Source organism: Lachnotalea glycerini (genome assembly GCF_003201285.1).
GTDB lineage: Bacteria > Bacillota > Clostridia > Lachnospirales > Lachnospiraceae > Lachnotalea > Lachnotalea glycerini.
Window position 1 is genome coordinate 879,531 of record NZ_QICS01000001.1, and the last position, 26,581, is coordinate 906,111.

The 26,581-nt window shown below is 34.6% G+C and carries 26 protein-coding genes and 1 riboswitch; of the genes, 3 read left to right on the plus strand and 23 right to left on the minus strand.

Going from position 1 to position 26,581, the window contains the following annotated elements; translation table 11 throughout:
* Window positions 1-36: 36 nt before the first annotated feature.
* From C8E03_RS03700 to C8E03_RS03710, 3 genes are read right to left on the minus strand one after another with little or no spacing between them, the layout of a single operon-like run.
* On the minus strand, window positions 37-576 hold the full coding sequence (locus tag C8E03_RS03700; RefSeq protein ID WP_110290311.1) for a hypothetical protein: 540 nt from the start codon (window positions 574-576) through the stop codon (window positions 37-39).
* An 8-nt stretch (window positions 577-584) separates the two neighbouring features.
* Complete coding sequence (locus C8E03_RS03705; RefSeq protein WP_110290312.1) at window positions 585-2,255, minus strand: M3 family oligoendopeptidase; 1,671 nt, start codon at window positions 2,253-2,255, stop codon at window positions 585-587.
* A 10-nt stretch (window positions 2,256-2,265) separates the two neighbouring features.
* Entirely contained in the window at window positions 2,266-3,372 is a 1,107-nt protein-coding gene (locus C8E03_RS03710; RefSeq protein ID WP_110290313.1) for a winged helix-turn-helix domain-containing protein, read from the minus strand.
* Between the two features lie 473 nt (window positions 3,373-3,845).
* Here C8E03_RS03710 and C8E03_RS03715 point away from each other — a divergent pair, with 473 nt between their 5' ends.
* Window positions 3,846-4,658, plus strand: a complete 813-nt coding sequence (locus tag C8E03_RS03715) for a hypothetical protein (protein ID WP_094378708.1) — start codon at window positions 3,846-3,848, stop codon at window positions 4,656-4,658.
* Here the strand turns inward: C8E03_RS03715 and C8E03_RS03720 are convergent, their stop codons facing one another.
* From C8E03_RS03720 to C8E03_RS03795, 16 genes are all read right to left on the minus strand, one after another.
* A complete protein-coding gene (locus C8E03_RS03720) occupies window positions 4,659-6,245 on the minus strand; it encodes a putative ABC transporter permease subunit (protein ID WP_110290314.1) in 1,587 nt (528 codons plus the stop codon). It abuts the gene before it with no gap.
* Complete coding sequence (locus C8E03_RS03725) at window positions 6,235-6,951, minus strand: ABC transporter ATP-binding protein (RefSeq protein WP_094378712.1); 717 nt, start codon at window positions 6,949-6,951, stop codon at window positions 6,235-6,237. The genes C8E03_RS03720 and C8E03_RS03725 overlap by 11 nt, the downstream gene beginning before the upstream one ends.
* A 12-nt stretch (window positions 6,952-6,963) precedes the next feature.
* Window positions 6,964-7,476: a helix-turn-helix domain-containing protein gene (locus tag C8E03_RS03730; protein WP_094378714.1), complete on the minus strand. Its 513-nt coding sequence runs from the start codon at window positions 7,474-7,476 to the stop codon at window positions 6,964-6,966.
* A gap of 323 nt (window positions 7,477-7,799) precedes the next feature.
* Window positions 7,800-8,591: a bifunctional hydroxymethylpyrimidine kinase/phosphomethylpyrimidine kinase gene (thiD, locus tag C8E03_RS03735; protein ID WP_110290315.1), complete on the minus strand. Its 792-nt coding sequence runs from the start codon at window positions 8,589-8,591 to the stop codon at window positions 7,800-7,802.
* Window positions 8,592-8,604: 13 nt separating this feature from the next.
* Entirely contained in the window at window positions 8,605-9,264 is a 660-nt protein-coding gene (locus C8E03_RS03740; protein ID WP_110290316.1) for an HAD family hydrolase, read from the minus strand.
* Window positions 9,242-9,898 (minus strand): thiamine phosphate synthase, encoded by a 657-nt coding sequence (gene thiE / locus C8E03_RS03745; protein ID WP_094377852.1) that lies wholly within the window; start codon window positions 9,896-9,898, stop codon window positions 9,242-9,244. The genes C8E03_RS03740 and thiE overlap by 23 nt, the downstream gene beginning before the upstream one ends.
* Entirely contained in the window at window positions 9,885-10,709 is an 825-nt protein-coding gene (gene thiM, locus C8E03_RS03750) for a hydroxyethylthiazole kinase (protein ID WP_094377853.1), read from the minus strand. Before thiM ends, thiE begins: the two co-directional genes overlap by 14 nt.
* A 222-nt stretch (window positions 10,710-10,931) precedes the next feature.
* Window positions 10,932-11,037: riboswitch (TPP riboswitch) on the minus strand.
* 35 nt (window positions 11,038-11,072) lie between these two features.
* Window positions 11,073-11,669, minus strand: a complete 597-nt coding sequence (locus tag C8E03_RS03755; protein ID WP_094377854.1) for a nitroreductase family protein — start codon at window positions 11,667-11,669, stop codon at window positions 11,073-11,075.
* 41 nt (window positions 11,670-11,710) lie between these two features.
* Complete coding sequence (gene trmD, locus C8E03_RS03760) at window positions 11,711-12,454, minus strand: tRNA (guanosine(37)-N1)-methyltransferase TrmD (RefSeq protein WP_094377855.1); 744 nt, start codon at window positions 12,452-12,454, stop codon at window positions 11,711-11,713.
* A complete protein-coding gene (rimM, locus tag C8E03_RS03765) occupies window positions 12,451-12,963 on the minus strand; it encodes a ribosome maturation factor RimM (protein ID WP_094377856.1) in 513 nt (170 codons plus the stop codon). The genes trmD and rimM overlap by 4 nt, the downstream gene beginning before the upstream one ends.
* Before the next feature lie 48 nt (window positions 12,964-13,011).
* Window positions 13,012-13,242: a KH domain-containing protein gene (locus tag C8E03_RS03770; RefSeq protein WP_094377857.1), complete on the minus strand. Its 231-nt coding sequence runs from the start codon at window positions 13,240-13,242 to the stop codon at window positions 13,012-13,014.
* A 75-nt stretch (window positions 13,243-13,317) separates the two neighbouring features.
* A complete protein-coding gene (gene rpsP, locus C8E03_RS03775; RefSeq protein ID WP_094377858.1) occupies window positions 13,318-13,563 on the minus strand; it encodes a 30S ribosomal protein S16 in 246 nt (81 codons plus the stop codon).
* Window positions 13,564-13,599: 36 nt separating this feature from the next.
* Entirely contained in the window at window positions 13,600-14,955 is a 1,356-nt protein-coding gene (gene ffh, locus C8E03_RS03780) for a signal recognition particle protein (protein WP_094377859.1), read from the minus strand.
* 3 nt (window positions 14,956-14,958) lie between these two features.
* Entirely contained in the window at window positions 14,959-15,303 is a 345-nt protein-coding gene (gene ylxM, locus C8E03_RS03785; RefSeq protein ID WP_094377860.1) for a YlxM family DNA-binding protein, read from the minus strand.
* 64 nt (window positions 15,304-15,367) lie between these two features.
* On the minus strand, window positions 15,368-16,117 hold the full coding sequence (locus C8E03_RS03790) for a DUF554 domain-containing protein (RefSeq protein WP_110290317.1): 750 nt from the start codon (window positions 16,115-16,117) through the stop codon (window positions 15,368-15,370).
* A gap of 18 nt (window positions 16,118-16,135) precedes the next feature.
* Window positions 16,136-17,887 (minus strand): methyltransferase domain-containing protein, encoded by a 1,752-nt coding sequence (locus C8E03_RS03795; protein WP_110290318.1) that lies wholly within the window; start codon window positions 17,885-17,887, stop codon window positions 16,136-16,138.
* Window positions 17,888-18,022: 135 nt separating this feature from the next.
* Between C8E03_RS03795 and C8E03_RS03800 the strand changes: the two genes are divergently transcribed.
* Window positions 18,023-19,759 carry an ABC transporter ATP-binding protein gene (locus C8E03_RS03800; protein WP_110290319.1) on the plus strand — a complete coding sequence of 579 codons (1,737 nt, stop codon included), beginning with the start codon at window positions 18,023-18,025 and terminating at the stop codon, window positions 19,757-19,759.
* Window positions 19,759-21,498 (plus strand): ABC transporter ATP-binding protein, encoded by a 1,740-nt coding sequence (locus C8E03_RS03805; RefSeq protein ID WP_094377864.1) that lies wholly within the window; start codon window positions 19,759-19,761, stop codon window positions 21,496-21,498. Before C8E03_RS03800 ends, C8E03_RS03805 begins: the two co-directional genes overlap by 1 nt.
* Window positions 21,499-21,574: 76 nt before the next feature.
* Here C8E03_RS03805 and C8E03_RS03810 read toward each other — a convergent pair whose 3' ends face one another.
* The 4 genes from C8E03_RS03810 to C8E03_RS03825 form a co-directional block, all read right to left on the minus strand.
* Window positions 21,575-22,972 carry an MATE family efflux transporter gene (locus tag C8E03_RS03810; RefSeq protein ID WP_408609905.1) on the minus strand — a complete coding sequence of 466 codons (1,398 nt, stop codon included), beginning with the start codon at window positions 22,970-22,972 and terminating at the stop codon, window positions 21,575-21,577.
* A gap of 62 nt (window positions 22,973-23,034) precedes the next feature.
* Complete coding sequence (locus C8E03_RS03815) at window positions 23,035-24,243, minus strand: NADP-dependent isocitrate dehydrogenase (RefSeq protein ID WP_110290321.1); 1,209 nt, start codon at window positions 24,241-24,243, stop codon at window positions 23,035-23,037.
* Window positions 24,244-24,265: 22 nt separating this feature from the next.
* Window positions 24,266-24,961 carry a GntR family transcriptional regulator gene (locus C8E03_RS03820; RefSeq protein WP_094377867.1) on the minus strand — a complete coding sequence of 232 codons (696 nt, stop codon included), beginning with the start codon at window positions 24,959-24,961 and terminating at the stop codon, window positions 24,266-24,268.
* An 86-nt stretch (window positions 24,962-25,047) separates the two neighbouring features.
* Window positions 25,048-26,442 (minus strand): beta/alpha barrel domain-containing protein, encoded by a 1,395-nt coding sequence (locus tag C8E03_RS03825; RefSeq protein WP_094377868.1) that lies wholly within the window; start codon window positions 26,440-26,442, stop codon window positions 25,048-25,050.
* Window positions 26,443-26,581 lie beyond the last annotated feature (139 nt).

A 26,581-nucleotide genomic window follows, 5' to 3' on the forward strand; every position in this document is an offset into this window, starting at 1 on the left:
AAAATATCCTCCTTTAATTTGTTTATAGAAAATACATTAAGCATTTCGCTTATTGCATACTATACAATTGTGATAAAATAAAACTGTCATTGAAAGAATAACAATGATTAAATTAAAGATACAAAATCCAATTTCATTCAATAGATGTATTTTATTTTTGCTTGACACTATATAAATTATGTCTGAAAGTGTAGTGACGGTACCAGCGGCAAGGATACCAACCAACGAAAACTTTACTCGAAGAAATGATTTGTCATAAATAGAATATTCCATTATTTTCTTCTTTTTAGGAATACTTATATATCCCCAAAGCAAAAAAATCATGGGTAGTAAACTAAACATATATGGCAGCAATATATAAAATTGAAAGCTGCCATCACTATTTAATAACCCGGCAAGAACAAATAGTATCAAATCTAATATTACTGTGCCAAAAAGTATCCCTCTCATTTTCCGGTATTCTTTTTCATCTAAACGATATTCATAATAGTCGCCTACATATTTAACTTTTCTGACTATTTTCCCATCATCTGTCACCTTTAAATCAGCCGTATAATCTTTGTAGTACTTTTTCACTCTCTTCCTCACATTCTATTTTTCAGCTTATTTACTATTTCTTCAATACACCTATTTTCAAATGGACTGTCAAGTCCTACTTCTTTCACCATATTAGTAAAGAAATCACTTGCTGATAAATTGCAAAGTTTGATATAACTTTTCCAAGCTTCTTCAAAATTTTCATCCATCCATACCTTGTATTGAAATGCACAGGTCTGAGCAATACAATAGTCAATGTAATAAAGTGGATAATCATAAATATGAAGCTGCTTTTGCCAAAAACCGCCTTTTTCAAAGAATGCACTTCCCGAATAATCCATATGTGGTCTGTATACTTTTTCTAATTGATTCCATGCATAATGTCTTTCCTTCGGAGTCATGTCCGGATTTTCATACACAATATGCTGAAATTCATCTACCATACATCCATAAGGAATAAAAGCGGCGGCAGCTTCTAAATGCATAGAAAGATAGTCATCGGTTCTCTCAGCAAAGAATTGTTTCATCCAAGGCTCTGTAAAAAACTCCATCGACATAGAATGAATTTCCGCCGTTTCCATTGTGATATCAGCATGCTCTTTAATCGGATCCTTGCCAGAAATATATCCTTGGAATGCATGACCGCATTCATGCGTAATTACATCAATATCTCCACTTGTTCCGTTGAAATTTGCAAAGATAAACGGTGCATGATAAAGAGGTAAATATGTCATGTAGCCTCCGGCTTTTTTTGTTTTTCTGCCCAATACATCAAACAGTTGATTCTCTGTCATAAAATCAAAAAATTCCTTTGTTTCATCAGACAACTCACTGTACATCTTTTGTCCTTGTTCCATAATCTCGTCCGGTGTCCCGATAGGCGTAGGATTTCCATTCAAAAAATATACCCCTTCATCGATATAGGAAAGCTTAGTAATCCCTAATCGTTCTTTTCTTCTATTATGTAAGCTTTCTGCAAACGGAACAAAATACTTTTTAATCTGATTTCTAAAGCTTTCTACCATCTTTATGTCATAACAATTTCGGTTCATGCGATAATATCCTAATTGTAGATAATTATCATAGCCTAGCTCCCTGGCCTGTCTGGTACGGTTTTTTACTAACTTATCGTAAATATCATCCAGTTCATCTGCATTCTCTTCAAAAAATTCACAGAATTTGTCATATGCTTTTTGTCTTACTTCTCTGTCTTGATTCGTTAAATATTTCTTTATTAACGATAAATTAAGTGTTTCACCATCCCAATCAATTGAAGCACTGGCAATCAGTTTATCATAAGAAGTAATTAGAGTATTTTCTTCTTGCATAAGTGGAATTAATTTCTCATCATATGCCTTTAGACTAATTTCAATATTCTTAAATGCAACCTGGCCTATCTTATTCTCTAAATATGATTTATATGGAGACTCATACATTTGCTTTTTATACTTTACTTTCAGATTAGATAATATAGGTGTTATTTCATCATAATAGGCTTGTTCTTTATCATAAAACTCATCTTTCGTATCAATATCATGCCTGATTTGAGCTATTGTTATCATCGTTTCTACTTCGTTTGAAATTTGATAATACTTCTTATGAATTTCAAATTGCTCCTCACCACTGGAGGCATTTGCAAATTCCCTAATAATCTCTTCAAACTGCTTTTTTGTTGTATCAAAGTCGATTCTTTGATATGGCATATCACTAAATTTCATTTTACTCCTCCTAAAATAATGTTTGCTTAACCTCTTCTAACAAAATATAAATAGCTTCTTTGTTCGTTTGATAATAAATACGGTTATCTACTTTTTCCAGATTAATCAATCCAAGAGTGATAAGTGCATTCATATGATGAGAAATCGTTGCTGTTGTAAGATTAAGCTCCGAAGCAATTTCTTGCCCATAGGCTCTTTTATCTTTAATAAAACGCAAAATTTCGAATTTACTCGGATCTGATAACATCTTAAGTCCGGTACATAATTGTTCTTTTGTCAATGTGTTTTTTGTCGCTCTGAATTCACAATCAAAGGTAATACCAACATCTAATATATGATAGTCTCCTGCATTTTCATCATTTCCATATAATAAAACTTTATTATAATTCATGATCTGAGGTCTGATGTATGCAGGTTTTGTTGGAAAACTATCCTCTTTCATATTAAAGAAGATATTAATAAGCTTCATAAACTCATTCTTTTTGAAATATTCCTCCCAGTAATCGCACGACTCTTTTTTTAATTCTTCCAAAATGTTTTCAAATTTTTTCATTTTGCTAATTGTATGCTCTAGTATTGGAAATAGTCTATCCAAATGCTCGTCTGAATGTTCAATCAAATCCAATATCTGCCATTTTTGAGCTGCCTCACATTCCAGATTGCCAATTCTATCTGTATAAGGCATCACTTGGTTATTCTCAAACTTTGAGACAGCCATTTCGTAATTTTCTAAAGATAATTGAAGAGTATTATCATTTTTAATATTTTGAAAGGATTGTTTAATATAATTTTTAATGGCTTTCGTATCACTTTGAAATACGGTATGAATCATACTTTGATACAAAATTTTTGCAATACACAAATCTTCAGTAACAAAACGCCGAAAATAAAATTGGATATCCATATGAGTAATGTCTATTTCTCTTTTTATGTCCTCTTCAATTTTACTTAACTTATCTAATTGTTCAATGACCTTTGCATGTTCTCTTTCTTCTAAACGCTTTAACATATCCAACTTTAAATTTTCATAGGAATTGTTATTTGTGATTCGATATAGTAATTCAATACTTTCTTTATAGTAATCAATGTCTCTTATTACTGTATATTCTGCCATCATAGTTTTATCCTTCCATTTTATCCGCTGGTAAATAATAGTAAGAAAAACGCATATTTAAAAATTTTAAGCAAAATTTGCGAGTCTCTTTTTCATGTATAACATTTTATAATTATAGCATCTATTAGATGTTTGTCAATAAAGCATTTCGACATTCATCAAACAATTATTTCCTTTTAGTTGCTTATTTTTAATTATAAATATACATTAATTTTAATATTTATTCATTTTTTAGTGTCGTGTCTTTCTGTCGAGCACACATGTTTGTCGAAATATGTTTTTTTTATTATGTGACACGCACATTACAAAAAATCGATTAATATTATATCATGTTCATCTAATAAGATTTTAGATTAAATCTTGACAATTTTTTCTTCATATATTTTACTGTCTTTAATAAATAATTTTTTAATTTTAACAAAACCAACATATAATTAGGGTATACTATCATTGATAAACTTTATTTGGAGGTCACTATGAAAACTTTTTTAACCATTTCCTTCAAGGATTTTTTTATGATAAACCTTTTACTTTTGTTCCCATTGATTATTTTTGGTATTCTATTTTCTGTAATGAAAAAAGGCTGCAATCGAAATCTCAGAAAAAGTATCGGATATTTGGGCACTGTAATATTTGGTATCATTGGAGTTCCAGTTCATGAACTGAGTCATTTATTAATGTGTTTTGTCTTTAGACATACGGTTACGGAAATCAGTCTTTTTCGGCCTATGAAAGGCAGATATGATAATGTGCTTGGGTTTGTAAAACATAAATATAATGCAAACAGCATTTATCAGGTTGCAGGTTGCTTTTTTATTGGTATCGCACCAATGATATGCGGTTCTTTTATGATTGTTTTTATTATCAATTTAATCTTTCCTGCTATGATTCATAATTTAAATTTTTTCGCTGATTTAGATACGTTGCAGCTTAGTTCCTTTACCAACGCTATCTTATATAATACAAAGCTTATTTTATCTAATATTTTTTCCTCCTCCAATCTTACAAATATTGGATATTGGTTTAGTATTTATGTCATCATTTCTATTACCCTTCATATGACAATAAGCAAAGCCGACTTTGATAATGCTTTCAGTGGCTTTGCTTTATTAGAGGTGATAATCTTCGTTATTGCAATGCTTAGTAATGTTTTTGATTTAAATAATAATGCAATGTTAAACAATGTTAAGCAAATATCCTCGATTCTTTTGAGTGTATTATTTATTGCTTTTATTATGTTTGGCATTGTATATGTGTTAAGCTATATCATGTATCGAATACTCAATTAACTAAAGTTGGTATTTTATAATATTACGATACAATAACCACGCAATACCAGCAACGATTAAGGTAATCACGATATGAAAGATTTGATAAGGTACTGTTTGGAAAGCTAATATAATTAAAACAGGTACAATAGCAAAAACAGGTCCCCCAAGCATTCCGATTGCCGATGACATCCCTTGCTTAATTACTGTAGTTTCCGATTCCCAATCATAATTTGGCAATTTTATGTTAATGAACATTCCCCATACTGCTGATAGAATAGAATAGATGATGGGTATGATAAACAACATGATTCTGGTTATAAAATCGGTTTTCCATTTCAGATTCATTAATATTCCAAAAAGAATAGCTATGGGTATTGTAATGGTCAGATTTACTAATATTTTACTGTTCATAATTGTTTTCGTACCAATTGGTAACGATTTAAGAATCCATAAATTTTTTCCTTCTAAAGATAAAGCAACACTGGTTGTACAACTCATTGCGATAACTGCTGAAAAAACAAACGCAATGATCTTGATTAACATATTTTGAATATTAGGGATTTTCGCAATTCTTTCCAATTGTTCCGGGTTTAAAACAAACACGGCAATTACCATAATAAATGCCATAATCGCTCCCATTCCTACATTCAGCACATACGCATAGGAGGAAAAAAATCGTTTTATCTCCTTTCGATAAAGTGCTTTTAAAACACTTGAAGTTTTTAAATTCTGTATTTTATAATTGGACTTTGTGCTATGAGTGAATATGGCTGTATGAATGGATTTATATTTAAGGGAAAGTACCTGTACAAACAGAACATACCAAGCCACTGATATAATGATGAACGATAAAAGAGCGGCTATATCTTGATTGTTAATTGCTTTTTCAAACAGCTCACTAGGAGGATAGACTGAGTTTATCTGCTTTGATATCTGTTCTCCAAGCTGAGTAAAACGAGACAAATCGGTGCTGCTTTCATCCATACTGCCAAGGCTCATAGAGGACAATATGATTCCGATTACCAGAGCTAACGACAACAGAATGGAAACTACATTTGTATATTTAAAATGTGACGCAATATATGCAATCAAGCCACCTATCATAGCGGCAAGTGCAGTCGGAAGTAATGTAGACAAAAAGATACCGCAAAACCAAGTAAAAAAGAAGAACGACGTTGGTTTTTCAAACATATAGTAGACCAATCCAAGAGGAATCATTATGACAAGTGCAAATAGGGTATTCATAATGTACATATAAAGAAACCGACTTGCTACAATCGTTCTCGTCCGAAACGGAAGTGCTACAATCATATCATAATCTTTCATTCCAAACAAAATCCCATTGCTTTTAAATATCGAAAAAAACAGAGTAATAAGGCTTACTATCGTGATACCATATCCAGGTATCACTTTGGCGATTCCCATAACCCCAAGGCTCCAGCCAATCGCAAAACTATAGACAGCCATCATTACGAATACAATTATAATAGAAATTCCTACTAAAATAACATTTCTTCTGTATTTACTATCTTTTTCCTTTAATTCATTGATTTTAAATTGATTCAAAAATAGTATTTTAAGTAAAAGCATACTGTTACTTATCATGCTCTACCACCTCCATAAAGAGATTTTCTAAGGTTGTATTCTGAATCAGTTCTTTTGTTTCACCACAGGCTACTAATTTACCTTGATTAATAATCGCGACCTTATTGCACAATTTTTCAGCAACCTCAAGAACATGTGTAGAAAAAAACACAGAGTTTCCTTCCTTACATATTTCTTTCATGATATTTTTAAGATTTAGGGCTGCCTTTGGATCTAGCCCTACAAAGGGTTCATCCAACACCAATAACTTAGGTTTATGAAGCAGCGCAGATATAATGGCTAGCTTTTGCTTCATTCCATGTGAATATGAAGAGATTAAATCACCCAAGGCACCTGTTATTTCAAATCCATCCGCATATCTTTGAATTCTCTCTTCTCTTTCCTCCCTTGATACCTGAAATACATCTCCAATAAAGTTTAAAAATTGAATTCCTGTCAAATGCTCATACAAATCTGGATTATCTGGAATATATGCTGTAATTCTCTTACATTCCATTGGTTTTTCTTTTACAGACCTTCCATCTATGAATATATCTCCTTCTTCAAAGTCCAAGATACCAACAATAGCTTTAATGGTCGTGCTCTTACCTGCTCCGTTATGCCCGATAAATCCAAAAATATCTCCTGCTTCTACCTTAAGATTTAGATTATCTACTGCCTTTTTGCCACCTTTATAGCTTTTAGAAAAATTCTTTATTTCTATCATAATTGTCATCCTCTATTCTTCACATGGTGATGATATCACTGTGATTCTTCTAACCTTTCTTTTATCATTTTTCTTATAGTTCAACACTCTATTAAATATTTCTCCAATTTCTTTTGTAAACTCCGTAAACTCCTCATCAGATAATAGTAATGTTGAGGTTGAAAGGAATAGTAAGTCCTTTTGAGGATCATTTTCTTCTTTATCCAAATAGCTGTTAAATTCACTCATAATGCTAAGCATACTAGAATCGATGACTCTCTTTATATTCTCATTTGAGTTTTCTTGACTAAGCGGGTTTTCTTTGTTAAGTTGAAATACCTTTTCTACCACTCCTCGTATTTTATTTTCTTTAACTACTATAATCAGCTTAGCCTCTTCTAATATCTTAATATGCCGATACAGACTAGCCGGCGGTATATCAGTAAGCTCCTCTTTAATCTGTCCTGTACTAGCGCTGCCATGAAGTACTAGGTATTGTATAATCCTAAGTCTTACAGGATTCATTATTATTTTTGTAATGTCCATTTTTTCATTCCTCCTTTGTTTATTTTTATTTTATCATTTTTGATAATATTATCACTATTAATAATATTACTTATTATTTCTTTTGTCAATTCATATTTACTTACATGTTAAAAAAACACTTTACCTTAGCAAAAGATTGCTTATAAAGCAAGAAAGCAGTCACGCAGTGACATTTTCTATTTGCATTCGTGCACATTGTGTTTTTATTTCATAAAATCAATACTTTATATGTTACCACAACAAGGTCTTTCCTAAGAATTAAAAAAACTCCTAAATTGTATTATTTCATTACTGAAATTATAACAATTAGAAGTATTTCTAATCTACCTGCCAGACGAAACTTCATAGCAATGATTCAGAGGTCCATTCCCCTTTCCTAAGTTTAGTCCTGCTCTAATAGCACCTGTGATATAATCTTTTGCTTCCTTTACACTTTGTTCTATATTATAGCCTTTTGCCAAGCCACATGCAATTGCAGACGAAAGTGTACAGCCTGTTCCGTGCGTATTGGGATTATTAATTCGCTCACTCTCAAACCATTTTATTTCACCGTTTCTATATAATAAATCCTTTGCATTGCCGTGTAAATGACCGCCTTTAATTAATATTGCTCCTTTATATCTCTTTGATATTAGGGTGGCAGCGGCTATTACGTCCTTTGAAGTTTTAATTTCTATACCACTTAGCACTTCTGCTTCTGGTACATTGGGAGTAATTAGGCTTGCCAATGGCATTAATTCTTCCATAAATTGTTTCATTGAATTCCCATCTATCAGCATATCATTGCTTGTGGAAACCATTACAGTGTCTAACACAATATTTTTTGCATTATATTTTTTTAACTTGTATACAATTGCTTCTATAATGTCAGCACTTAAAACCATACCAATTTTAACTGCATCGGGAGAAATATCTGTGAAAATACAATCCATTTGTCGTGCTACAAATTCTTTTGGTAGCTTAAAAATCTCATAGACTCCCATAGTATTTTGAGCAGTTAGTGCCGTAATAACACTCATAGCATAAATGCCATGTGCGCTCATTGTTTTGATATCTGCCTGTATCCCTGCTCCGCCGCTGCAATCAGAGCCTGCAATCGTTAATACCTTTTTCATATCATCCTTTTCCCTACTGTAATTCGTCCAATGTTGTGATGTAAATATCTACTGTTTCTTTCAAGATTTCACTCTCGTGTTTGGAAATTTTATCGTATACCCCCACTACCCGAAAGCCGGCTTGTTTTGCTGTTACCGCCGCATATAGGGAATCTTCAAATACATAGGTACATTCTTTTTGTGTTCCTAATCTCTCCAAAGCGTATTCAAAAAGTTCAGGTTTGTCCTTTCCTGTTTTGATTTCCCCACATGTGTAAATACCCTTTAAATACTTTCTGATTCCAATTCTGGTGAGACACATATCTGCTAAATGATAATCAGATGCTGTTGCAACGCACATAGCAACATTCTTTTTTGCCAGTGCCTCAATCAATTCCAGTGCTCCTTTCTTAGCCGGAAGCTCTGTTTTATATTTTTGGGCTATCATTGTATTAATTCCTGCTACTATTTCTTGTGAGGTTTCTGTCATAGAATATGTTTCAATCACATAGTCGCATCCTTGTTGCATACTCATATTTTTCAGTATATGACCAAGATTGTCCTCTGGCATAATCCCTTTTGACAAAAGATATTGTGACGCTATGTTGTCCCACATTTCCATTGAATCGATTAAGGTTCCGTCCATATCAAATATAGCACCTTGGATATCTTTAATATTCTTTAACTTCTTCATTTAATATTTCCTTTACTTTATTTAATAAGTCTTTGGTTGCTTTCGTAATATTTTTACTTGCAAATATAGCAGATACGACTGCGATTCCTTGAATACCAGAACCTTTTAGCTTTTGCACATTGTCAATATTGATACCTCCTATTGCAATCACAGGAATTGTAACTGCATCACATATCTTTCGTAGTGTATCAAAGGATACTTCCAAAGCATCTGACTTTGTAGAAGTGTTAAACACTGCTCCTACTCCGATATAATCAGCTCCTTGGCTTTGAGCTTGTTCAGCCTGTTTTACCGTCTGTGCAGAAATGCCAATAATTTTATCAGCTCCTAAAATACTTCTTGCTCTATCAACTGCCATATCCTTTTGACCTAAATGCACACCATCTGCTTCGCATTTTAAAGCGATTTCTACATCATCATTGATCACAAAAGGAACTTGATAGCTCTTTGCTAACTTCTTAATCTGCATGGCTTCTTCTAGAAATTGTTGCCTTGGCATATTTTTTTCTCTTAGCTGCAAGAAAGTGATTCCGGCTTTTAATGCCTCCTCTATCTGTCTTGGTAAGCTTTTTTCACCAATCCAGGTACGATCTGTTACCGCATAGAGTAAAAGTGCTTTCTTATCTAATTTCAACTTTCATTCCCTCCCTTATCATTTGATCTGTCATCTCACCGATATAATCAATTAAATACATCCGAAACGTTGACGTATAGCCATTTGTAGCCTGCATTTTCTCATAGGCCTTTTCTCCTGCTAAGCCTTCGCATATGACTGCCGCTTTCGTTGCCTCTAAAATTTGACTTGGATTTGCAGCACAATAAGCTGCTATGATACCGGTCAGCATACATCCTGTACCTGTTATTTTTGACATGATCGGGTGTCCATTTTGTATCACATATGCTTTGTTTTCGTCCGCAATAATATCAATTGCCCCAGTAATTGCTATGACTGCCTTTGTTTTCTTGCTAAGCTCCTTTGCAAAGCTGATTGTCTCTTCTAAATTAGCTTCTGTTATCCTGTCACTCACATTTGCATCTACACCATTCGATGTGCTGCTTCCCTGATATAAGGACTTTATTTCTGAGATATTTCCTCTAATTACAGAAAATCTTATTTCCTTCAATAATTCAAAGGCAGTATCCGTCCTAAGCTTTGATGCACCTGCTCCCACGGGGTCTAACACGGTAATATGACCCAACTCATTTGCTTTCTTTCCTGCCTTTATCATAGCTTCTATGGTTCTTGTATTCAACGTTCCAATATTGATATCCAGACCACTGCAAATTGAGGTGATTTCTGCTGCTTCATTTATATCGTCTGCCATAATAGGAGAAGCACCGCAGGCCAATAATACATTTGCCACATCATTTACTGTCACATAATTCGTAATACAATGAATGAGTGGGGTATTGCTTCTTACATTTTCAATTATTCTTTCTATCATATCCATCCTCCATTAAGTGGTAATTCTGTTCACAGAATTACTTTCGTTTTCGCGGTGCTCGCCAACTGGGCGCTAGCGCCCGATTGGCTCGCTACTCGCTATCTTTTATAATTCTGTTTCACAGAATTACTTTCGTTTTCGCGGTGCTCGCCAACTGGGCGCTAGCGCCCGATTGGCTCGCTACTCGCGAAAAAAGCAAGCCCCCTTGGTAGAGATGACTTGCTTGTATCTGCATTATCTTTCCTACGTTGGCATTATCCAAATCAGGTTATAGGTCGAAGTTCACAACTTCCTCTCAGCCTGTTTACAAGCTCCCTTTTTATTTATTCTAGCATTTTCATTCTTTCTCGTCAATTTTTTCTTTTAGAATCTGTTTGCTAATGTTTCAATTTCATCAATCACTAGTTCTTCTAAGCTTCGCTTGGGCACATGATGTACTTCTCTTTCATCACGATAATATTTGATATCATTGTCCTCCTTTATATCCTCAAGGATAACCTCTTCCTTAGGATGACCCAATGCAATGACTATGGATATTTCATAATTATCAGTAAGATTTAAAACCTCTGAAAGTTTGCTGCGATTCACGGCACCAAGAAAGCAGCCTCCAAATCCAAGCTCTGTTGCCCCCAGAAATATACTTTGAGCACAAATTCCCTCATCCATTGTCATGCCTGTAGCAATATTTTTATCTCGCAGCATTATGATATAGGCACTTGGACGCTCCCCCTTTGCCGGACCTGCCCAATCCTTTAAGTAACCTGCCCATGCAAGAGTATCAAATATTTCCTTATTTTTTTCTCTGGAATTGCAAAGCACATATTTAAGCGGCTGTCGATTTGCACTGCTTGGTGAAAGTCTGGCTAGTTCTACTAAGCATCGTAATTCATCAATTGTAATTTCTTTATTCTCATAAAATCTTCTGTAAGAACGACTCTTCATTACTAAATCATGCAGCATATTATTCTCCTCCCGGTGCGCAAAAAACTCTCTCTTAATTGTTATCTACTTTTCCAGTCTATCATATTACTATTTAAAAATTCAATATCTTGTTTTGTCAAAGATGCCTTTTCAAGCAAGTCCGGTCTTCTCTTTGCCGTTCTTATCAAGGATTGTTCGTGTCTCCATTGGTCTACATTCGCATGATGTCCTGACATAAGTACCTCAGGTACTTTTTTGCCCATCCATTCTATTGGTCTGCTATACTGCGGATATTCCAAAAGATGATTGTGAAAAGATTCAATTTCAGCGGATACATCATTATTTAAAACACCCGGTACCAGTCTTGCGATTGTATCAATCATCACCATAGCCGGAAGCTCTCCACCTGTCAAAACATAATCACCGATTGATATCTCATCCGTTACCATTTCTTCTAACACACGTTCATCAATTCCCTCGTAATGGCCGCACAAGAAAACTAAATCCTCTTCCTTTGATAATTTTTTTGCAATGGCCTGATTAAAAACCTGTCCTTGTGGCGTTAAAAATACAACCCTCGGCTTTTTTCCAAGTTTCTTTACAATAGACTGATAGGAGCGGTATACGGGTTCTGCCTGCATGACCATTCCTGCGCCGCCGCCATATGGATAATCATCTACTTTCTTGTGTTTGTTCGTAGAATAATCTCGAATATCAATCGCTTCCAGCGAAATAAGCCGATTTTCTATCGCTCTACCAATAATACTGGTATTAAGTCCATCTAAAATCATCTGTGGAAATAATGTCATTACATGATAATTCATTCGTCCAGCAACCCTTTCATAATATGAACTGTCATTATCTGATTGTCTATATCTATCTTTAAAATGCACTGCTTAATGGCTGGCAATAAAATCTCCTTGTTGTCTAAAGTCTGAACTACATATACATCATTTGCTCCGGTTGCCAATACATCCTTTAGCCTTCCAAACTCTTTCTCATCTTCTGTTATTACTTTCATTCCAATCATATCTGCAATAAAATATTCGTTCTTTCCTAACTTTACAGCATTTTCTCTTGTTACCAAAAGACTTTTTCCCTTGTACTTCTCAATATCATTTATATGATCAATTCCCTTGAATTTCAGAATAACATATTGCTTAAAAAACTTTACTCCTTCAATTTCAAGTTCTATATTTTCTTTTCCAGTATCTAGTATTACATTTTTAAGCTTTTTGAAACGATTCACATCATCCGTTGTTGGAAATACCTTTACTTCACCTTTGATCCCATGTGTTTGTGTGATTACTCCAACCTGTAATAAATTCTCCATATTATATGATTACCTTTCATAAAAAAGGCGACCTACGTCGCCTCATATTTATTGCACTATATCCACTATTACTTTCTTATCATCTTTGGAGGCTGCTGCTTTCACAACAGAACGGATTGCTTTTGCGATACGACCTTGCTTTCCAATTACTTTTCCCATATCTTCCTGAGCAACACGCAGCTCAACAACTATAGAATTGTCTTTTTCTGTTTCAGTTACAACAACTTCGTCCGGACAATCAACAAGTGACTTTGCAATGACTTCTACCAATTCTTTCATTATGAAACCTCCATATGCACTAATTGAAAGCTACAATGTAGCTTTCAATAGAAATCTGAATTACTTAATAATCAATTATTTCGTAATTCCTGCTAATTTGAATAATTTTCCTACTACTTCTGTAGGCTGAGCGCCGTTTGATAACCACTTTTTCGCTAATTCTTCATTAATGTGATACTCGCTTGGATCCTTAGTAGCATCATAAGTACCGATTTCTTCAATAAATCTACCATCTCTTGGAGATCTTGAATCAGCAACAATTATTCTATAGAAAGGAGCCTTTTTCTGTCCCATTCTTTTTAATCTAATCTTTACTGCCATTGTATTTCACCTCCTAAAATTTTCTAATTATTTATGTTAAAAAGGAAGCTTAAACTTACCTTTTTTACCCATCATACCGCCCAGACCACCGCCCATCATGCCCGGCATCTGCTTCATCATTTTCCTTGCCTGTTCAAACTGCTTAACAAGCTTGTTCACTTCGCTAATGTCAACCCCTGCACCAACTGCGATTCGTCGCTTTCTGGCAGGATTCAATACATCAGGATTGGTACGCTCTGTCGGTGTCATTGAAAGTATAATTGCTTCCGTTTTACCAAGAGCCTTTTCATCTATCATGTCAAGATTAACCTGACTTCCTCCCATTCCTGGCAACATCTTAAGTATCTCGCCAAAACCGCCCATTTTTTTCATTTGACTCATACTTTCTAAGTAATCGTCAAAACCAAATTGTGCTTTTTTAAGCTTCTTCTCCATTTCCTTGGCCTTATCTTCATCGATATCGACCTGTGCCTTTTCAATCAGGGTAAGTATGTCACCCATTCCAAGTATTCTTGATGCCATTCTGTCTGGATAAAACTGTTCTAAATCCGAGAGCTTCTCTCCCATACCAACATATAAAATCGGACGTCCGGTCACTGCACGTATCGATAGTGCTGCTCCACCTCTGGTATCACCATCAAGCTTTGTTAAAATAACTCCATCCACACCAATTTTTTCCTCAAACATTCCTGCAACATTGACAGCATCCTGTCCTGTCATGGCATCCACTACCAATATAGTCTGATGTATTTCTACATTCTCTTTTATCTCTACCAGCTCATTCATCATATCTTCATCGACATGAAGTCTGCCTGCAGTATCCAAAATCACAACATTACAACCATTCTTCGCAGCATGCTCTACTGCTGCCTTTGCTATATTAACAGGCTTATGTCCCTCTCCCATTGAGAATACGTCAACGCCTTGCTTTTCTCCGTTTATTTGCAACTGTTTAATTGCTGCCGGTCTATAAATATCACATGCAGCCAGCAACGGCTTTTTTCCTTTGCTCTTAAGCTTTCCTGCTATTTTGGCAGTTGTCGTTGTCTTACCGGCACCTTGCAGTCCAATCATCATAATAATTGTAATCTCACTGCCCGGCTTTAGGCTGATTTCGGTTGTATCAGAGCCCATGAGATGAACCATTTCCTCATTTACAATCTTAATAACTGTTTGTCCCGGTGTCAGACTTTGCAATACATCCTGACCAATTGCTCTTTCTTCAACCGTTTTAATAAACTGCTTCACGACCTTAAAGCTAACATCTGCCTCTAACAAAGCCAGCTTTACTTCCTTTAATGCAGCCTTAACATCCTCTTGCGTCAAACGACCCTTGCTTCTTAAATTTTTAAAAACATTTTGTAATTTATCTGTTAAGCTTTCAAAAGCCATATGCTAAAACTCCTCTAATATTTGGTTCGATATTTTCTGAATTTCTTCAACAATATCATTTTGACTTGTTTTCTCAAACTGTTTCGACAACTCGTTAATACGATTAATCTTCTCTTTTGCACTCAGAAATTTATCTATTAAATGAAGCTTTTCTTCATATCCGGCAAGAATATGATTGCATCTCTTTATCAAATCATGTACTCCTTGCCTGCTAATTCCTTGTTCCTGAGCAATTTCACTTAAGGAAAAATCATTTAAAACAAAGTCTTCATAGATTTGCTTCTGATGATTATTTAACAATTCACCATAAAAATCATATAATAATGCTTGCTCTACAATCTTCTCCATTTATAATCACCTTTGTTATAATATAATAAAAATTTATAGGTGTCAAGTGTTTTTTCTTTACACGTCAAAAATGAAATAGTGCATGAAGCAAAAACTTCATGTAATAAATGATAGCAGGCATAAATACTGCTGGTAGCATATTGCCTATTGCAATTTTTTTACCCAATATAAGATTAATACCCAATGCAAAAATCAAAACAGAGCCTACACAAGAAATCTGGCTGATAATGGTATTATTTAAATATGGGCTGACAAATCCAGCTAATAACGTTATACTCCCTTGATAAATACCTACTGCTATGACAGAAAAATAAACCCCGATACCTAACGAAGCAGCTAACACACCACCTGCTACCATATCCATAAAGGATTTTGCAATCAAGGTAGCATATTCATGCTTTAGTCCGTCTTCAATTGAACCTACAATTGCCATAGCCCCTACACAAAATAATAGGGAACTGCTGACAAAGCCCTCTACAAAATCATTCCCCTTATCTCCTTTCATCTTAAACTTTCTTTTACAGCATTCTCCAAAATTTTCAAGTCTCGCTTCAATATTAATCTTTTCACCGATCAAAGATCCCATAACCAAACTGATAATCACCAAAAGAGTATATCTTGTTTGAAAAATTCCATTTTCCATAACAAGCATTTGTGTTATAACACCATTCACCCCAATAAAGATAACGCAAAGACCAATGCTTTGCATTACTATTTTTTCATAACGCTTTTGAAGTCCTCCTTTGATAATCATTCCTATCGTCGTTCCAATCAATATAGCCGCTATATTGATAAGTGTTCCAAGTCCGGTCATTTACATTGTCTCCTCAATCTAGTGTTTCGCTGCCTCAACCAGATATTGCACTACACGAATGCTCTCTGCATCAATGGAGTTGTCAATACTACATAATTTATTCAGCAATTCTTCTGTATTTTTATCTAGCTGCTCTGTCTTGGCATACAAATCAAGCATTGTATAATCGCAGCTTTTAAATAATTTAATAATTTCATTTTTAGTAAAAAATTTTATATGTCTGCGGTCTAATATCCCATTGTCCTTATATGTAAAGTCTCCTTTTAGGAGTGGAAGAAGCACCGACTGATTTTGAAGATTATGGATACCAGCCAGAATAATTCCATTTTTTTTCAAAAATCCTCTTAAATATACAAGAATTTTTTCTGGTTTATGAAAATGCTCCAGTAAATCTCCTAACAAAATATAATCAAAGAAATTCTTGGAATAATTTAAATTCATATCCTCTATGTCCATAGATTCTATATTTAACAATGATGCGCCAAGCATAGCCTCCTCTTTTTTTAACTCAATTCCAAATACGTTAGAAGCTCTGTATTTATCTTTAATTTTTAAAAGGGTGGCTCCCATACCGCAACCAATTTCAAGAATTTGAAAAGCTTCCTTTTCCCCTTTATTTATTATATCAATAAAATCTTCTCGTATTTTTGAGCAGGCTTTTATATCTATTCCCCACTTTTCAAAGAATCGGTCTGCATCAGATAAAACTGGCTTAGCAGCTTCTGCTGTTTTATTATCATCCATTTTAGTCAAACCGAAGCAATAAATAAAGCTGTCATGACATAATTGAAGTCGATAGCCTTCTTGTATCAAACGCAGGTTCATATCATCTATCACATATTGAGTGTCTTCAAAACTTTCATCAAAACATCCTATTTTATTTAATATCGTACGCTTGTATAGAATCGAAAAGTTAAGCAGCCGGCTGCATAATTCATGACGCTTAGAATCATATATATTATTTTTGCTGCTATAATTTACATATTGTTCCATATTTTGAAAGACTTCATCTGCCCTTTGCGCATCAAATAAATTGGTGACTGTGCCTGCCGCACCGGTTTTGTGATCCTCATATAAACACATTCGCATATTAAATATAGTGTTTGGCATAATAACTGTTTCCGTATGTAATAGAAATATATCAGAACTTTCTAACGCTGCATTTATTCCGTCACTATATAATGTAAATTGCTTTTTGGGATTTACATTTTCCAAATAAATGATATCCCTTTGAGCTTTTAGCCAATCTCTTTCGCCAGGCAAAGCTGCATAATTTGTCAAAATAATTTCATACGAGTCTTCCAAATTAGAGCTGCGTATGCTATCTATGCATAATTTTAGATAGTCAAAGTTGTGACAGGCAGTAAGAAGTAATGCAACTTTACCCGGAAGTTCTTGGCTGTTTTCTTGCTTGTAGTTTATTAAATGTTCTTCCAAGAACTCCTTGTCCTCATTATGACAATAAAAAACTGCATTTTCATATGCAAACAAGGCTTGTGCCTTATTCTCGTAGATTTCCTTTAGATTTCCCAACATAAAATACAGTTCATAATTTGTTATATTTGCTCTTAAACCATCTAAAATGGATTTCTCAGCCTTGTCATATTCCTTGTCATTCATATAAATTGCAGCCTGAAATATTTCTACCATATCAGTATAAGAATGGTTAAAAGCAGTTTTTCTATATTCATCTATTAATTTTTGTGCCTCTCTCCACTGGCAGTTTTGAATTAAATTTTGTATGTTTTCAAGCATTTCTTGACTCTTCATATGTTACCCCCATTTAAATATAGCTAGTTTATATTTTACCTCTCATTTTAAGTTTTGTCTAGAAAACAATAATAGAAAGTGTTATGATAAAATGCGGATATATTTATACATGAAAGGACATAAATGACATAAATTATGATTAAATTAGCACATTATTTAAAGCACTACAAAAAACAGATTATAATCGGCCCGATGTTTAAACTGTTAGAGGCTATCTTCGAGTTGATTGTTCCTCTTGTTATGGCATCCATTATCGACGTTGGTATCAAACATAATGATATTGATTATATTATAAAAATGGGGGGATTAATGGTTTTGCTCGGGTTTATGGGGCTTATATTTGCACTCATCTGTCAGTATAATGCTTCCATTGCATCTCAAGGAGTCGGTACAATACTTCGTAATGATCTATTTAAGCATATTCAAAGCTTAACCTTTCCTGAACTGGATCAGATCGGAACAAATTCATTAATCACCAGAATTACAAACGATGTAAACCAGATACAATTAGCCGTTGCTATGCTGATTCGATTGGTAATTCGAGCTCCGTTTCTGGTGATTGGATCTATTATTATGGCAATGGTACTTGATTTGAAGCTTTCCAGCATATTTATAATTGTTGCACCAATCGTTTCTGTTATTTTGTATTATGTAATGAGTCGTTCCATTCCATTTTATAAAATAAGACAATCAAAGGTTGATAAAATTTCTCTTGTTACAAGGGAAAATCTGGAAGGTTCAAGAGTAATTCGCGCATTTTCTAAGCAAAAACATGAAATAAACCGCTTTGAGGCTGCAAATCAGGAGGTTACTGATATCGTAATTCGTGTCGGGAAGCTGTCTGCTATTCTTAATCCTGCGACTTTTGCGGTTTTAAACATTGCCATCATCGCTATCATATGGTTCGGAAGTAAACGAGTGGATATGGGAATATTGGCTCAGGGTCAAATCATTGCTTTTGTAAATTATATAACTCAAATTTCACTTGCACTCGTGGTTGTTGCTAATCTTGTTGTGATTTTTACGAAAGCAAGTGCATCTGCAGCCAGAATTAATGAAATCTTCAATACAAGGCCTTCTTTTGATGAGGGAAATGGAATTTCTTTTGATTCATTCAGTCAGAATGAGCCAAAAATTTCTCTAAAAGATGTTTCTTTTTCCTATGACGGTTCTAAGGAATATTCGTTAAATAATATTAGCTTTGACATTTATTCCGGGCAAACAATCGGCATTATCGGTGGTACAGGCTCTGGTAAATCCACTCTGATTAATCTTTTACCGCGATTTTATGAAGCGACCAAGGGAGAAGTATTCATAGATGGTAAATGTGTTAAAGACTATACATTTCAACAAATACGAAGAAAATTTGGACTGGTTCCTCAAAAGGCTGTTTTGTTTAAGGGAACCATATCTGAGAATTTGCGCTGGGGCAAGGAAGATGCTACAAATCAAGAAATTGAAAGGGCAGTTGAATTGGCACAAGCTGCAGACTTTGTCAATAGCAAACCGGAAAAATATGACACCATGATTGAGCAGGGCGGCAAGAATTTATCTGGAGGGCAAAAACAAAGATTAACCATTGCAAGAGCTTTGGTAGGCAATCCTGATATTCTCATACTTGATGATAGCTCAAGCGCTCTTGACTATGCTACCGATGCTGCACTTAGAAAGGCAATTAAGACAAATATCACTGATTCTACTGTTATCATTGTTTCACAACGTGCAAATTGTATTAAGCACGCTGACAATATAATTGTTTTAGAAGAGGGACATATTGCAGGAATTGGTACACATGAACAGCTTTTTGAAACTTGCAACACCTATAAAGAAATATGTCTTTCACAGCTTAGCAGTGAGGAGGTACACAAATAATGACTCAAAAACAATTATCCGTAGTAAAAAAACTACTTACTTTTATTCATCCTTATAAGAAATACATTATTTTTATATTTATCAGTGCGCTTTTAAGTGTTTCCTTTTCACTGATCACTCCAATCCTGATTGGTAATGCCATTGACTATGTAATAGAGCCTGGTCGTGTTGATTACAAAAGTATTTTACAAATTTTATTATACCTTGCTGTTTCTATCGCTATCAGCTCTGTATTTCAATGGTTTATGAGCTATAATTCGACAAAGCTTACCTCACTTACCATCAGCGACTTGAGGTCAGAAACTTTTAAGAAACTTAATTTCGTTCCGTTAAAATTTATTGATACCAATTCACATGGTAACTTGATTAATTGTGTGGTAAATGATATAGACCAAATTTCAGATGGTCTTTTACAAGGATTTACTCAACTATTTAGCGGTGTTGTAACAATTCTTGGAACCTTGATTTTTATGATAAATGTTAATTTTAAAATTGCATTAATCGTTGTCTTATTGACTCCGCTTTCTTTCTTCGTTGCTTCATTTATTTCCAAAAGAACCTACCACAAGATGAGGGAACAGGCACAAATCAGAGGAGAATTGAGCGGATATATTGAAGAAATTTTAGGAAATGAAAAAACAGTAAAAGCTTTTGGTTACGAAAAAAAAGCCATTCTGAATTTTGAAGAAATAAATCAACGATTATATGATTGCGGTTCAAAGGCTCAATTTTATTCCTCTCTTACCAATCCTTGCACCAGATTTGTAAATGGCGTTGTATATGCATGCGTTGGAATATTTGGCGCTATCAATGCAGTAAACGGCAATCTTAGCATTGGTCAGTTATCTTGCTTTTTGTCCTACGCTAATCAATATACTAAGCCATTCAATGAGATATCAGGAGTATTTACAGAGCTTCAATCCGCAGTTGCTTCAGCCAGCAGAATCTTCTCGATTATCGAGTCAGAAAGTGAGATTTCTGATGAGGGACTTCTGAGTGATATTCAAAGTCAAGGTGAAATTAAAATTGATCACGTCAATTTTTCTTATGTACCCGATATTCCTTTAATTGAGGATTTTAATCTTCAAGTACAAAAGGGGCAGCGTGTAGCAATTGTAGGACCGACAGGTTGTGGAAAAACTACCTTTATTAATTTACTAATGCGTTTTTATGACGTAAACTCTGGAAAAATAATGATAGATAACACCGATATACGTTCCATGAAGCGTAGTACTTTGAGAAAGCAATTTGGTATGGTGTTACAGGAGAGTTGGTTATTTAACGGTACAATATTTGAAAATATTGCTTACGGAAAATCAGATGCCACAATGGATGAAGTAATTGAAGCTTCCAAGGCGGCTCATTCACACAGTTTTATCAAACGTCTGCCTGATGGATATGATACCATTATTTCAGAGGATGGAAACATATCTCAGGGACAAAAACAGCTTTTATGTATCGCCAGAATTATGCTGACAAAGCCTCCTGTTCTTATTCTGGATGAGGCAACAAGTAATATAGATACCAGAACAGAAATTAAAATTCAAAAAGCCTTTTTGGAGCTAATGAATGGACGCACCAGTTTTATTGTTGCGCATAGACTTTCTACAATTAAGGAATCTGATATAATACTTGTTATGGACAAGGGGAAAATTATTGAGCAAGGCAGCCACGAAGAACTATTAGAACAAAACGGCTTCTATTCAAACCTCTATAATAGTCAGTTTGCTGTATCATAAGCAATCAAGTTCCTTTTCTTTAATGGTTCATTGTAAAATTTCTTATCAAAAAATAAGGCACAGTATTCTTACCATTTTATGCCTTATTTTTTGATTGTTTCTTCCTTGTATATCTATAATAAGCAGGTACTTCATATAATAGCATCGCAATCCAGCCGCCCAGACAAGCATAGGCAATACCAGTAAATCCCGCTATCGGAATGAATGCATATACAAATATAACTCTAAAAATAATCTGAACAGTAGTTGAGTAAAAAGTTATTTTCATTTCACCCATTCCTCTAAAATATCCCTGAAGCCAATTAGTAAAACCAGGAATAATATAGAAAAATGCCATATATCTTAAATAGGTAGTACCAAGTATCACAATCTGGCTAGAAGAATTTGTAACAAATAGTCCCATAAAAATTCTTGCAAAAATAAGCATAACAATCATTAAAATGATACAATAAACTATTTCTATGATAAGACTCCTGCGAAATCCTTCTTTGATTCTTTCATTCTTGGCTGCACCTCTGTTTTGAGCAATAAAAACAGTCATTGCCGAAGCTATACTTTGCTGTGGCATAAATGCAAAATCATCCGCGCGATTTACGGCATTAAAAGCTGCAATACTGTCTACTCCCAGCGGATTTACGGCTCCTTGAACCAATACCTTTCCTATCTGCAAAATAGTCTGTTGCATTGCGGTGGCCCAGCTGTAACTAACTGTTTTTTTGATTAATGCCCTATCAAAAACAAATTCATTAAGTTTTAATTGAAGCAGTGGAATTTTCCGATACACATATCGAATACACAAGATGCAAGATAGTGATTCTGCAATAATGGTTGCAAATGCTGCACCTGTCACTCCCAGATTCATGACGCCAACAAAAATCATATCAAGACATCCATTCAAAATGGCTGACGCTATAAGAAAATAAATTGGTGTTTTGGAATCTCCTATACTCCTTAATGATGCTGCATATATATTGTATAAAAATGTGAATATAAGTCCCACAAAAATAATTCTCAAATAGCTAGATGACATATGAATAATCTCATCAGGAGTCTGAATCATCCGAAGTAAAAGTGGGGTAAGCATAAAGCCGATCATTGCAACCATAATGGTAAATATACCGCCTGCAATAATAGTAGTCGATACTTCTCTTTTCAGCCGGCTGAAATCTCCTGCTCCAAAAAATTCACTCATTAATATTGATGCACCTAAGCATATCCCAATAATAAAGAACATTACAATATTCATAATCGGATTAGCTGTTCCTATGGAAGCTAGTGCCTCTTCTCCTGCATATCTTCCTACAATAATAGAATCCACTGCATTATAGGTAAGCTGAAATATATTTCCTAAAATCATTGGTATTGCAAATCTAATAATATTCTTAGAAACATTTCCCTGTGTCATATTTCCTTTCATCATTATCCCTCTTATTTCTAATCTTATATCACAAAAAATTTTATACGTTAACAACAAGGTCTTTCCTATGAAAAAAATAACGCCTGTACCATTTGGCACAAGCGTTACGAAAGTTTTAGCTAAAGCATTTCTTCTAAAGTAGTGCGTATTGCCTTAATAAAGTCCTCACTGTTTAAAACTACTGGATTTTCTATCGTGGTTATCAATGCTAAATCCTTTGTCATTTTACCTGCCTCAATTGTCTTAATGCTAGCTGCCTCAAGCTTATCAGCAAAATCAGACAAGGCTTGATTATGATCCATTTCACCGCGCTTTCTTAATGCTCCTGTCCATGCAAATATCGTTGCAACAGAATTGGTAGAAGTCTCCTCACCCTTTAAATGCTTATAATAATGTCTTTGTACCGTTCCGTGAGCCGCTTCGTATTCATAGTAGCCATCCGGAGACACCAATACGGAGGTCATCATTGCAAGCGAGCCAAATGCAGAGGATATCATATCACTCATAACATCTCCGTCATAATTCTTGCAAGCCCAGATATAACCGCCTTCTGATTTCATCACCCTTGCAACCGCATCATCAATTAAAGTATAGAAATACTCAATTCCTGCTTCCTGAAAAGCTTTATCATATTCTGCATCATATATTTCCTGAAAAATATCCTTAAACGTATGGTCATATTTCTTAGATATCGTATCCTTAGTAGCAAACCATAAATCCTGTTTCGTGTCTAATGCGAATTTAAAACAACTTCTTGCAAAGCTTTCGATGGAATCATTTAAGTTGTGCATTCCTTGAACAATACCTGTACTCTGAAACTCATGAATAAGCTCTCTTGTTTCACTTCCATCCAAAGCGGTAAATACAATTTCAGCTCTGCCTGCTCCCGGAATCTTCATCTCAGATCCTTTATATACATCACCATAGGCATGTCTTGCGATTGTAATTGGCTTCTTCCAATTTTTCACACAAGGTTCAATTCCTTTCACCACAATTGGTGCCCGAAATACAGTACCGTCTAAGATAGCTCTTATCGTTCCATTTGGGCTTTTCCACATTTCCTTAAGAGAATATTCTTTCATTCTGGCACCATTGGGTGTAATTGTTGCGCATTTTACAGCAACTCCATATTTCTTAGTAGCCTCTGCTGAATCAACGGTTACCTGATCATTCGTCTCATTTCTGTACTCAAGCCCCAGATCATAATATTCTGTGTTCAGTTCGATAAATGGATTTAACAATTCATCCTTTATTATCTGCCAAAGAATTCTTGTCATTTCATCTCCATCCATCTCTACAAGTGGTGTTGCCATTTTAATTTTCTCCACGCCAATTTCCTCCTAGTATTCATTATTCATCTGCTTGTTTTAAAATATTTTCCAATCCACAGTCACTTATGTTTTTAATTGTATTCATAATATGTTCATTAGCCAAAAATTCTGCTTTATCCGGATTTTTTTCTTTTAATGCTTCTACAATCTTTTTGTGTTCCTCATTAGTATTCACTATACGTGCATCCGAAGAAAGTGTTATTTTTCTTACTCTTTGCACATAATGATGAAAATCAGAAAGCATATGATGCAATTGCTTGCTATTAGAAGCCTGATATAGAATTTCATGGAATTTATTATCAAGCTCTAATACCTGCTCATAATGCTTTTTCTTCGAATGAAACTCCGAAAGGTAAGAGATTTCCTCCAGCTCTTCCAACTGTTCCTTTGTAATATAATCGGTTGCCCATCTGGCACATAAGCCCTCAAGCAAAGAGCGGATACTATATATATCCTTTATATCCTTGGCAGTGATACCGGTTACATAAGCTCCTTTATTTGGAATAATATTAACTAAGCCTTCTAATTCAAGCTGTCTTAATGCTTCTCTTACTGGTGTTCTACTGACTCCTAAATCGCCAGCAATAGCAGTTTCCTTTAATTCTTCATTTTGTTTGAATTTGCCTGCTAATATGTCCTCTCGTATTCGATTGAACACTCGACCGCGTAAGGAGTATTTGTCTGTAACTTCATTCTGAAGTTCATGATTACTCAAGTCAAATTCCTCCTAAATTATTATATAATGTAAAAATTCTGTAATTTGGTCAATAAGAATCTTTATTATATAATATAAGATTTTCATTATTTTTTCAATGAAATTCCTAATTTAATACAAGTTTCTGTAATAACATCAATTAATTCTTCATCCGTCAACACCGTTACACGTCCATCCTCGTATTCTTCGTCTACCCATTCCTTGACAATTTGAACCAATGGCGAATTTTTATCTACCTGTTTGTCTGCTGTTAATTTATAATATGTATTAATCCAATGAGCAATTCCTGCTAATCCCGATGTATTAGAAACTGCAACCAGTACAGGCCTGTTAAGAAATTTGTCCGTATCGAAAATATTATATATCTCTTCATTTTTCAAAAGTCCATCCGCATGAATTCCAGCTCTGGTTACATTGAAATTTCGACCTACAAACGGAGTTCTTTCTGGTACCCGATAACCTATTTCCTTATCAAAATATTCTGCAAGCTCCGTAATTACTGTAGTGTCCATTCCATCAAGCGTACCTTTTAACTGTGCATATTCAAATACCATTGCTTCAATCGGGGTATTCCCCGTCCTCTCTCCGATACCAAATAAAGAACAATTGACACCACAAGCTCCATAAAGCCAAGCTGTTGTTGAATTTGTCACCGCTTTATAAAAGTCATTGTGTCCATGCCATTCAATCAGCTCTGAAGGAACACCGCCATGTGTGATTAATCCATAAATAATTCCCTGAACAGAACGTGGAATAACCGATCCCGCAAAATTTACACCATAACCCATTGTATCACATGCTCTGATTTTGACAGGTATCTTATATTCTTCCATTAATTTCATAAGCTCCAGACAAAAAGGGATAACAAAACCAAAAATATCTGAACGCGTGATATCCTCTAAATGACAGCGCGGACTGATACCTGTTTCAAGACATTCTCGGATAACACTTAAATAATGGTTCATAGCTTCTTTTCTGGTCATTTTCATTTTAAAGAAAATATGGTAGTCTGAGCAGCTTACTAAAATACCTGTTTCTTTCATTCCGATTTCTTTTACCAACTCAAAATCTTTTTTATTTGCCCGAATCCAACTTGTTATTTCTGGGAATTGATAGCCTCTTTCCATGCACTTATATACCGCATCTCGATCCTTTTTACTATATAAGAAAAATTCACTCTGCCTGATAATGCCCTTTGGTCCACCTAATCTGTGAAGATCATCGTATATTTTAACAATCTGCTCCGTTTTGTAAGGTGCTCTTGACTGCTGCCCATCTCGAAAGGTAGTATCTGTAATCCAAATCTCCTCCGGCATATTATGTGGCACGATCCTATCATTAAATGCAATTTTAGGTACTTCATCATATGGAAATAAATTTCTGTACACATTTGGTGTTTGTACATCTACAAGATTATAAATATGTTCCTCTAATTGAAGAAGATTTGTGTGATTGTTCATTTTTACCGGTCTGTTTTCCATATATTTTACTCCTTTTCTTTTCAATCTATGCAGCAGTTGTACATAGCCTATTGCAAAATTGCAATTAACTTTTCACGTTAACGCAAAACAGCTACGGTATTATTGTATACAATAATACCGTAGCTTGTCAAGCAATAAT

What these genes read in the sequence shown, in the direction of transcription:
- rimM (WP_094377856.1), bottom strand. Translation starts at nt 12,963, where the DNA reads ATGGAGAATTTATTACAGGTTGGAGTAATCACACAAACACATGGGATC.
- thiM (WP_094377853.1), bottom strand. Translation starts at nt 10,709, where the DNA reads ATGATAGAAAGAATAATTGAAAATGTAAGAAGCAATACCCCACTCATT.
- C8E03_RS03730 (WP_094378714.1), bottom strand. Translation starts at nt 7,476, where the DNA reads ATGGACATTACAAAAATAATAATGAATCCTGTAAGACTTAGGATTATA.
- C8E03_RS03705 (WP_110290312.1), bottom strand. Translation starts at nt 2,255, where the DNA reads ATGAAATTTAGTGATATGCCATATCAAAGAATCGACTTTGATACAACA.
- C8E03_RS03770 (WP_094377857.1), bottom strand. Translation starts at nt 13,242, where the DNA reads ATGAAAGAATTGGTAGAAGTCATTGCAAAGTCACTTGTTGATTGTCCG.
- C8E03_RS03800 (WP_110290319.1), top strand. Translation starts at nt 18,023, where the DNA reads ATGATTAAATTAGCACATTATTTAAAGCACTACAAAAAACAGATTATA.
- C8E03_RS03755 (WP_094377854.1), bottom strand. Translation starts at nt 11,669, where the DNA reads ATGCTGCATGATTTAGTAATGAAGAGTCGTTCTTACAGAAGATTTTAT.
- C8E03_RS03710 (WP_110290313.1), bottom strand. Translation starts at nt 3,372, where the DNA reads ATGATGGCAGAATATACAGTAATAAGAGACATTGATTACTATAAAGAA.
- C8E03_RS03805 (WP_094377864.1), top strand. Translation starts at nt 19,759, where the DNA reads ATGACTCAAAAACAATTATCCGTAGTAAAAAAACTACTTACTTTTATT.
- rpsP (WP_094377858.1), bottom strand. Translation starts at nt 13,563, where the DNA reads ATGGCAGTAAAGATTAGATTAAAAAGAATGGGACAGAAAAAGGCTCCT.
- C8E03_RS03790 (WP_110290317.1), bottom strand. Translation starts at nt 16,117, where the DNA reads ATGACCGGACTTGGAACACTTATCAATATAGCGGCTATATTGATTGGA.
- C8E03_RS03720 (WP_110290314.1), bottom strand. Translation starts at nt 6,245, where the DNA reads ATGATAAGTAACAGTATGCTTTTACTTAAAATACTATTTTTGAATCAA.
- C8E03_RS03715 (WP_094378708.1), top strand. Translation starts at nt 3,846, where the DNA reads ATGAAAACTTTTTTAACCATTTCCTTCAAGGATTTTTTTATGATAAAC.
- C8E03_RS03725 (WP_094378712.1), bottom strand. Translation starts at nt 6,951, where the DNA reads ATGATAGAAATAAAGAATTTTTCTAAAAGCTATAAAGGTGGCAAAAAG.
- thiD (WP_110290315.1), bottom strand. Translation starts at nt 8,591, where the DNA reads ATGAAAAAGGTATTAACGATTGCAGGCTCTGATTGCAGCGGCGGAGCA.
- C8E03_RS03795 (WP_110290318.1), bottom strand. Translation starts at nt 17,887, where the DNA reads ATGAAGAGTCAAGAAATGCTTGAAAACATACAAAATTTAATTCAAAAC.
- ffh (WP_094377859.1), bottom strand. Translation starts at nt 14,955, where the DNA reads ATGGCTTTTGAAAGCTTAACAGATAAATTACAAAATGTTTTTAAAAAT.
- trmD (WP_094377855.1), bottom strand. Translation starts at nt 12,454, where the DNA reads ATGAATTATCATGTAATGACATTATTTCCACAGATGATTTTAGATGGA.
- ylxM (WP_094377860.1), bottom strand. Translation starts at nt 15,303, where the DNA reads ATGGAGAAGATTGTAGAGCAAGCATTATTATATGATTTTTATGGTGAA.
- C8E03_RS03825 (WP_094377868.1), bottom strand. Translation starts at nt 26,442, where the DNA reads ATGGAAAACAGACCGGTAAAAATGAACAATCACACAAATCTTCTTCAA.
- C8E03_RS03740 (WP_110290316.1), bottom strand. Translation starts at nt 9,264, where the DNA reads ATGAAGAAGTTAAAGAATATTAAAGATATCCAAGGTGCTATATTTGAT.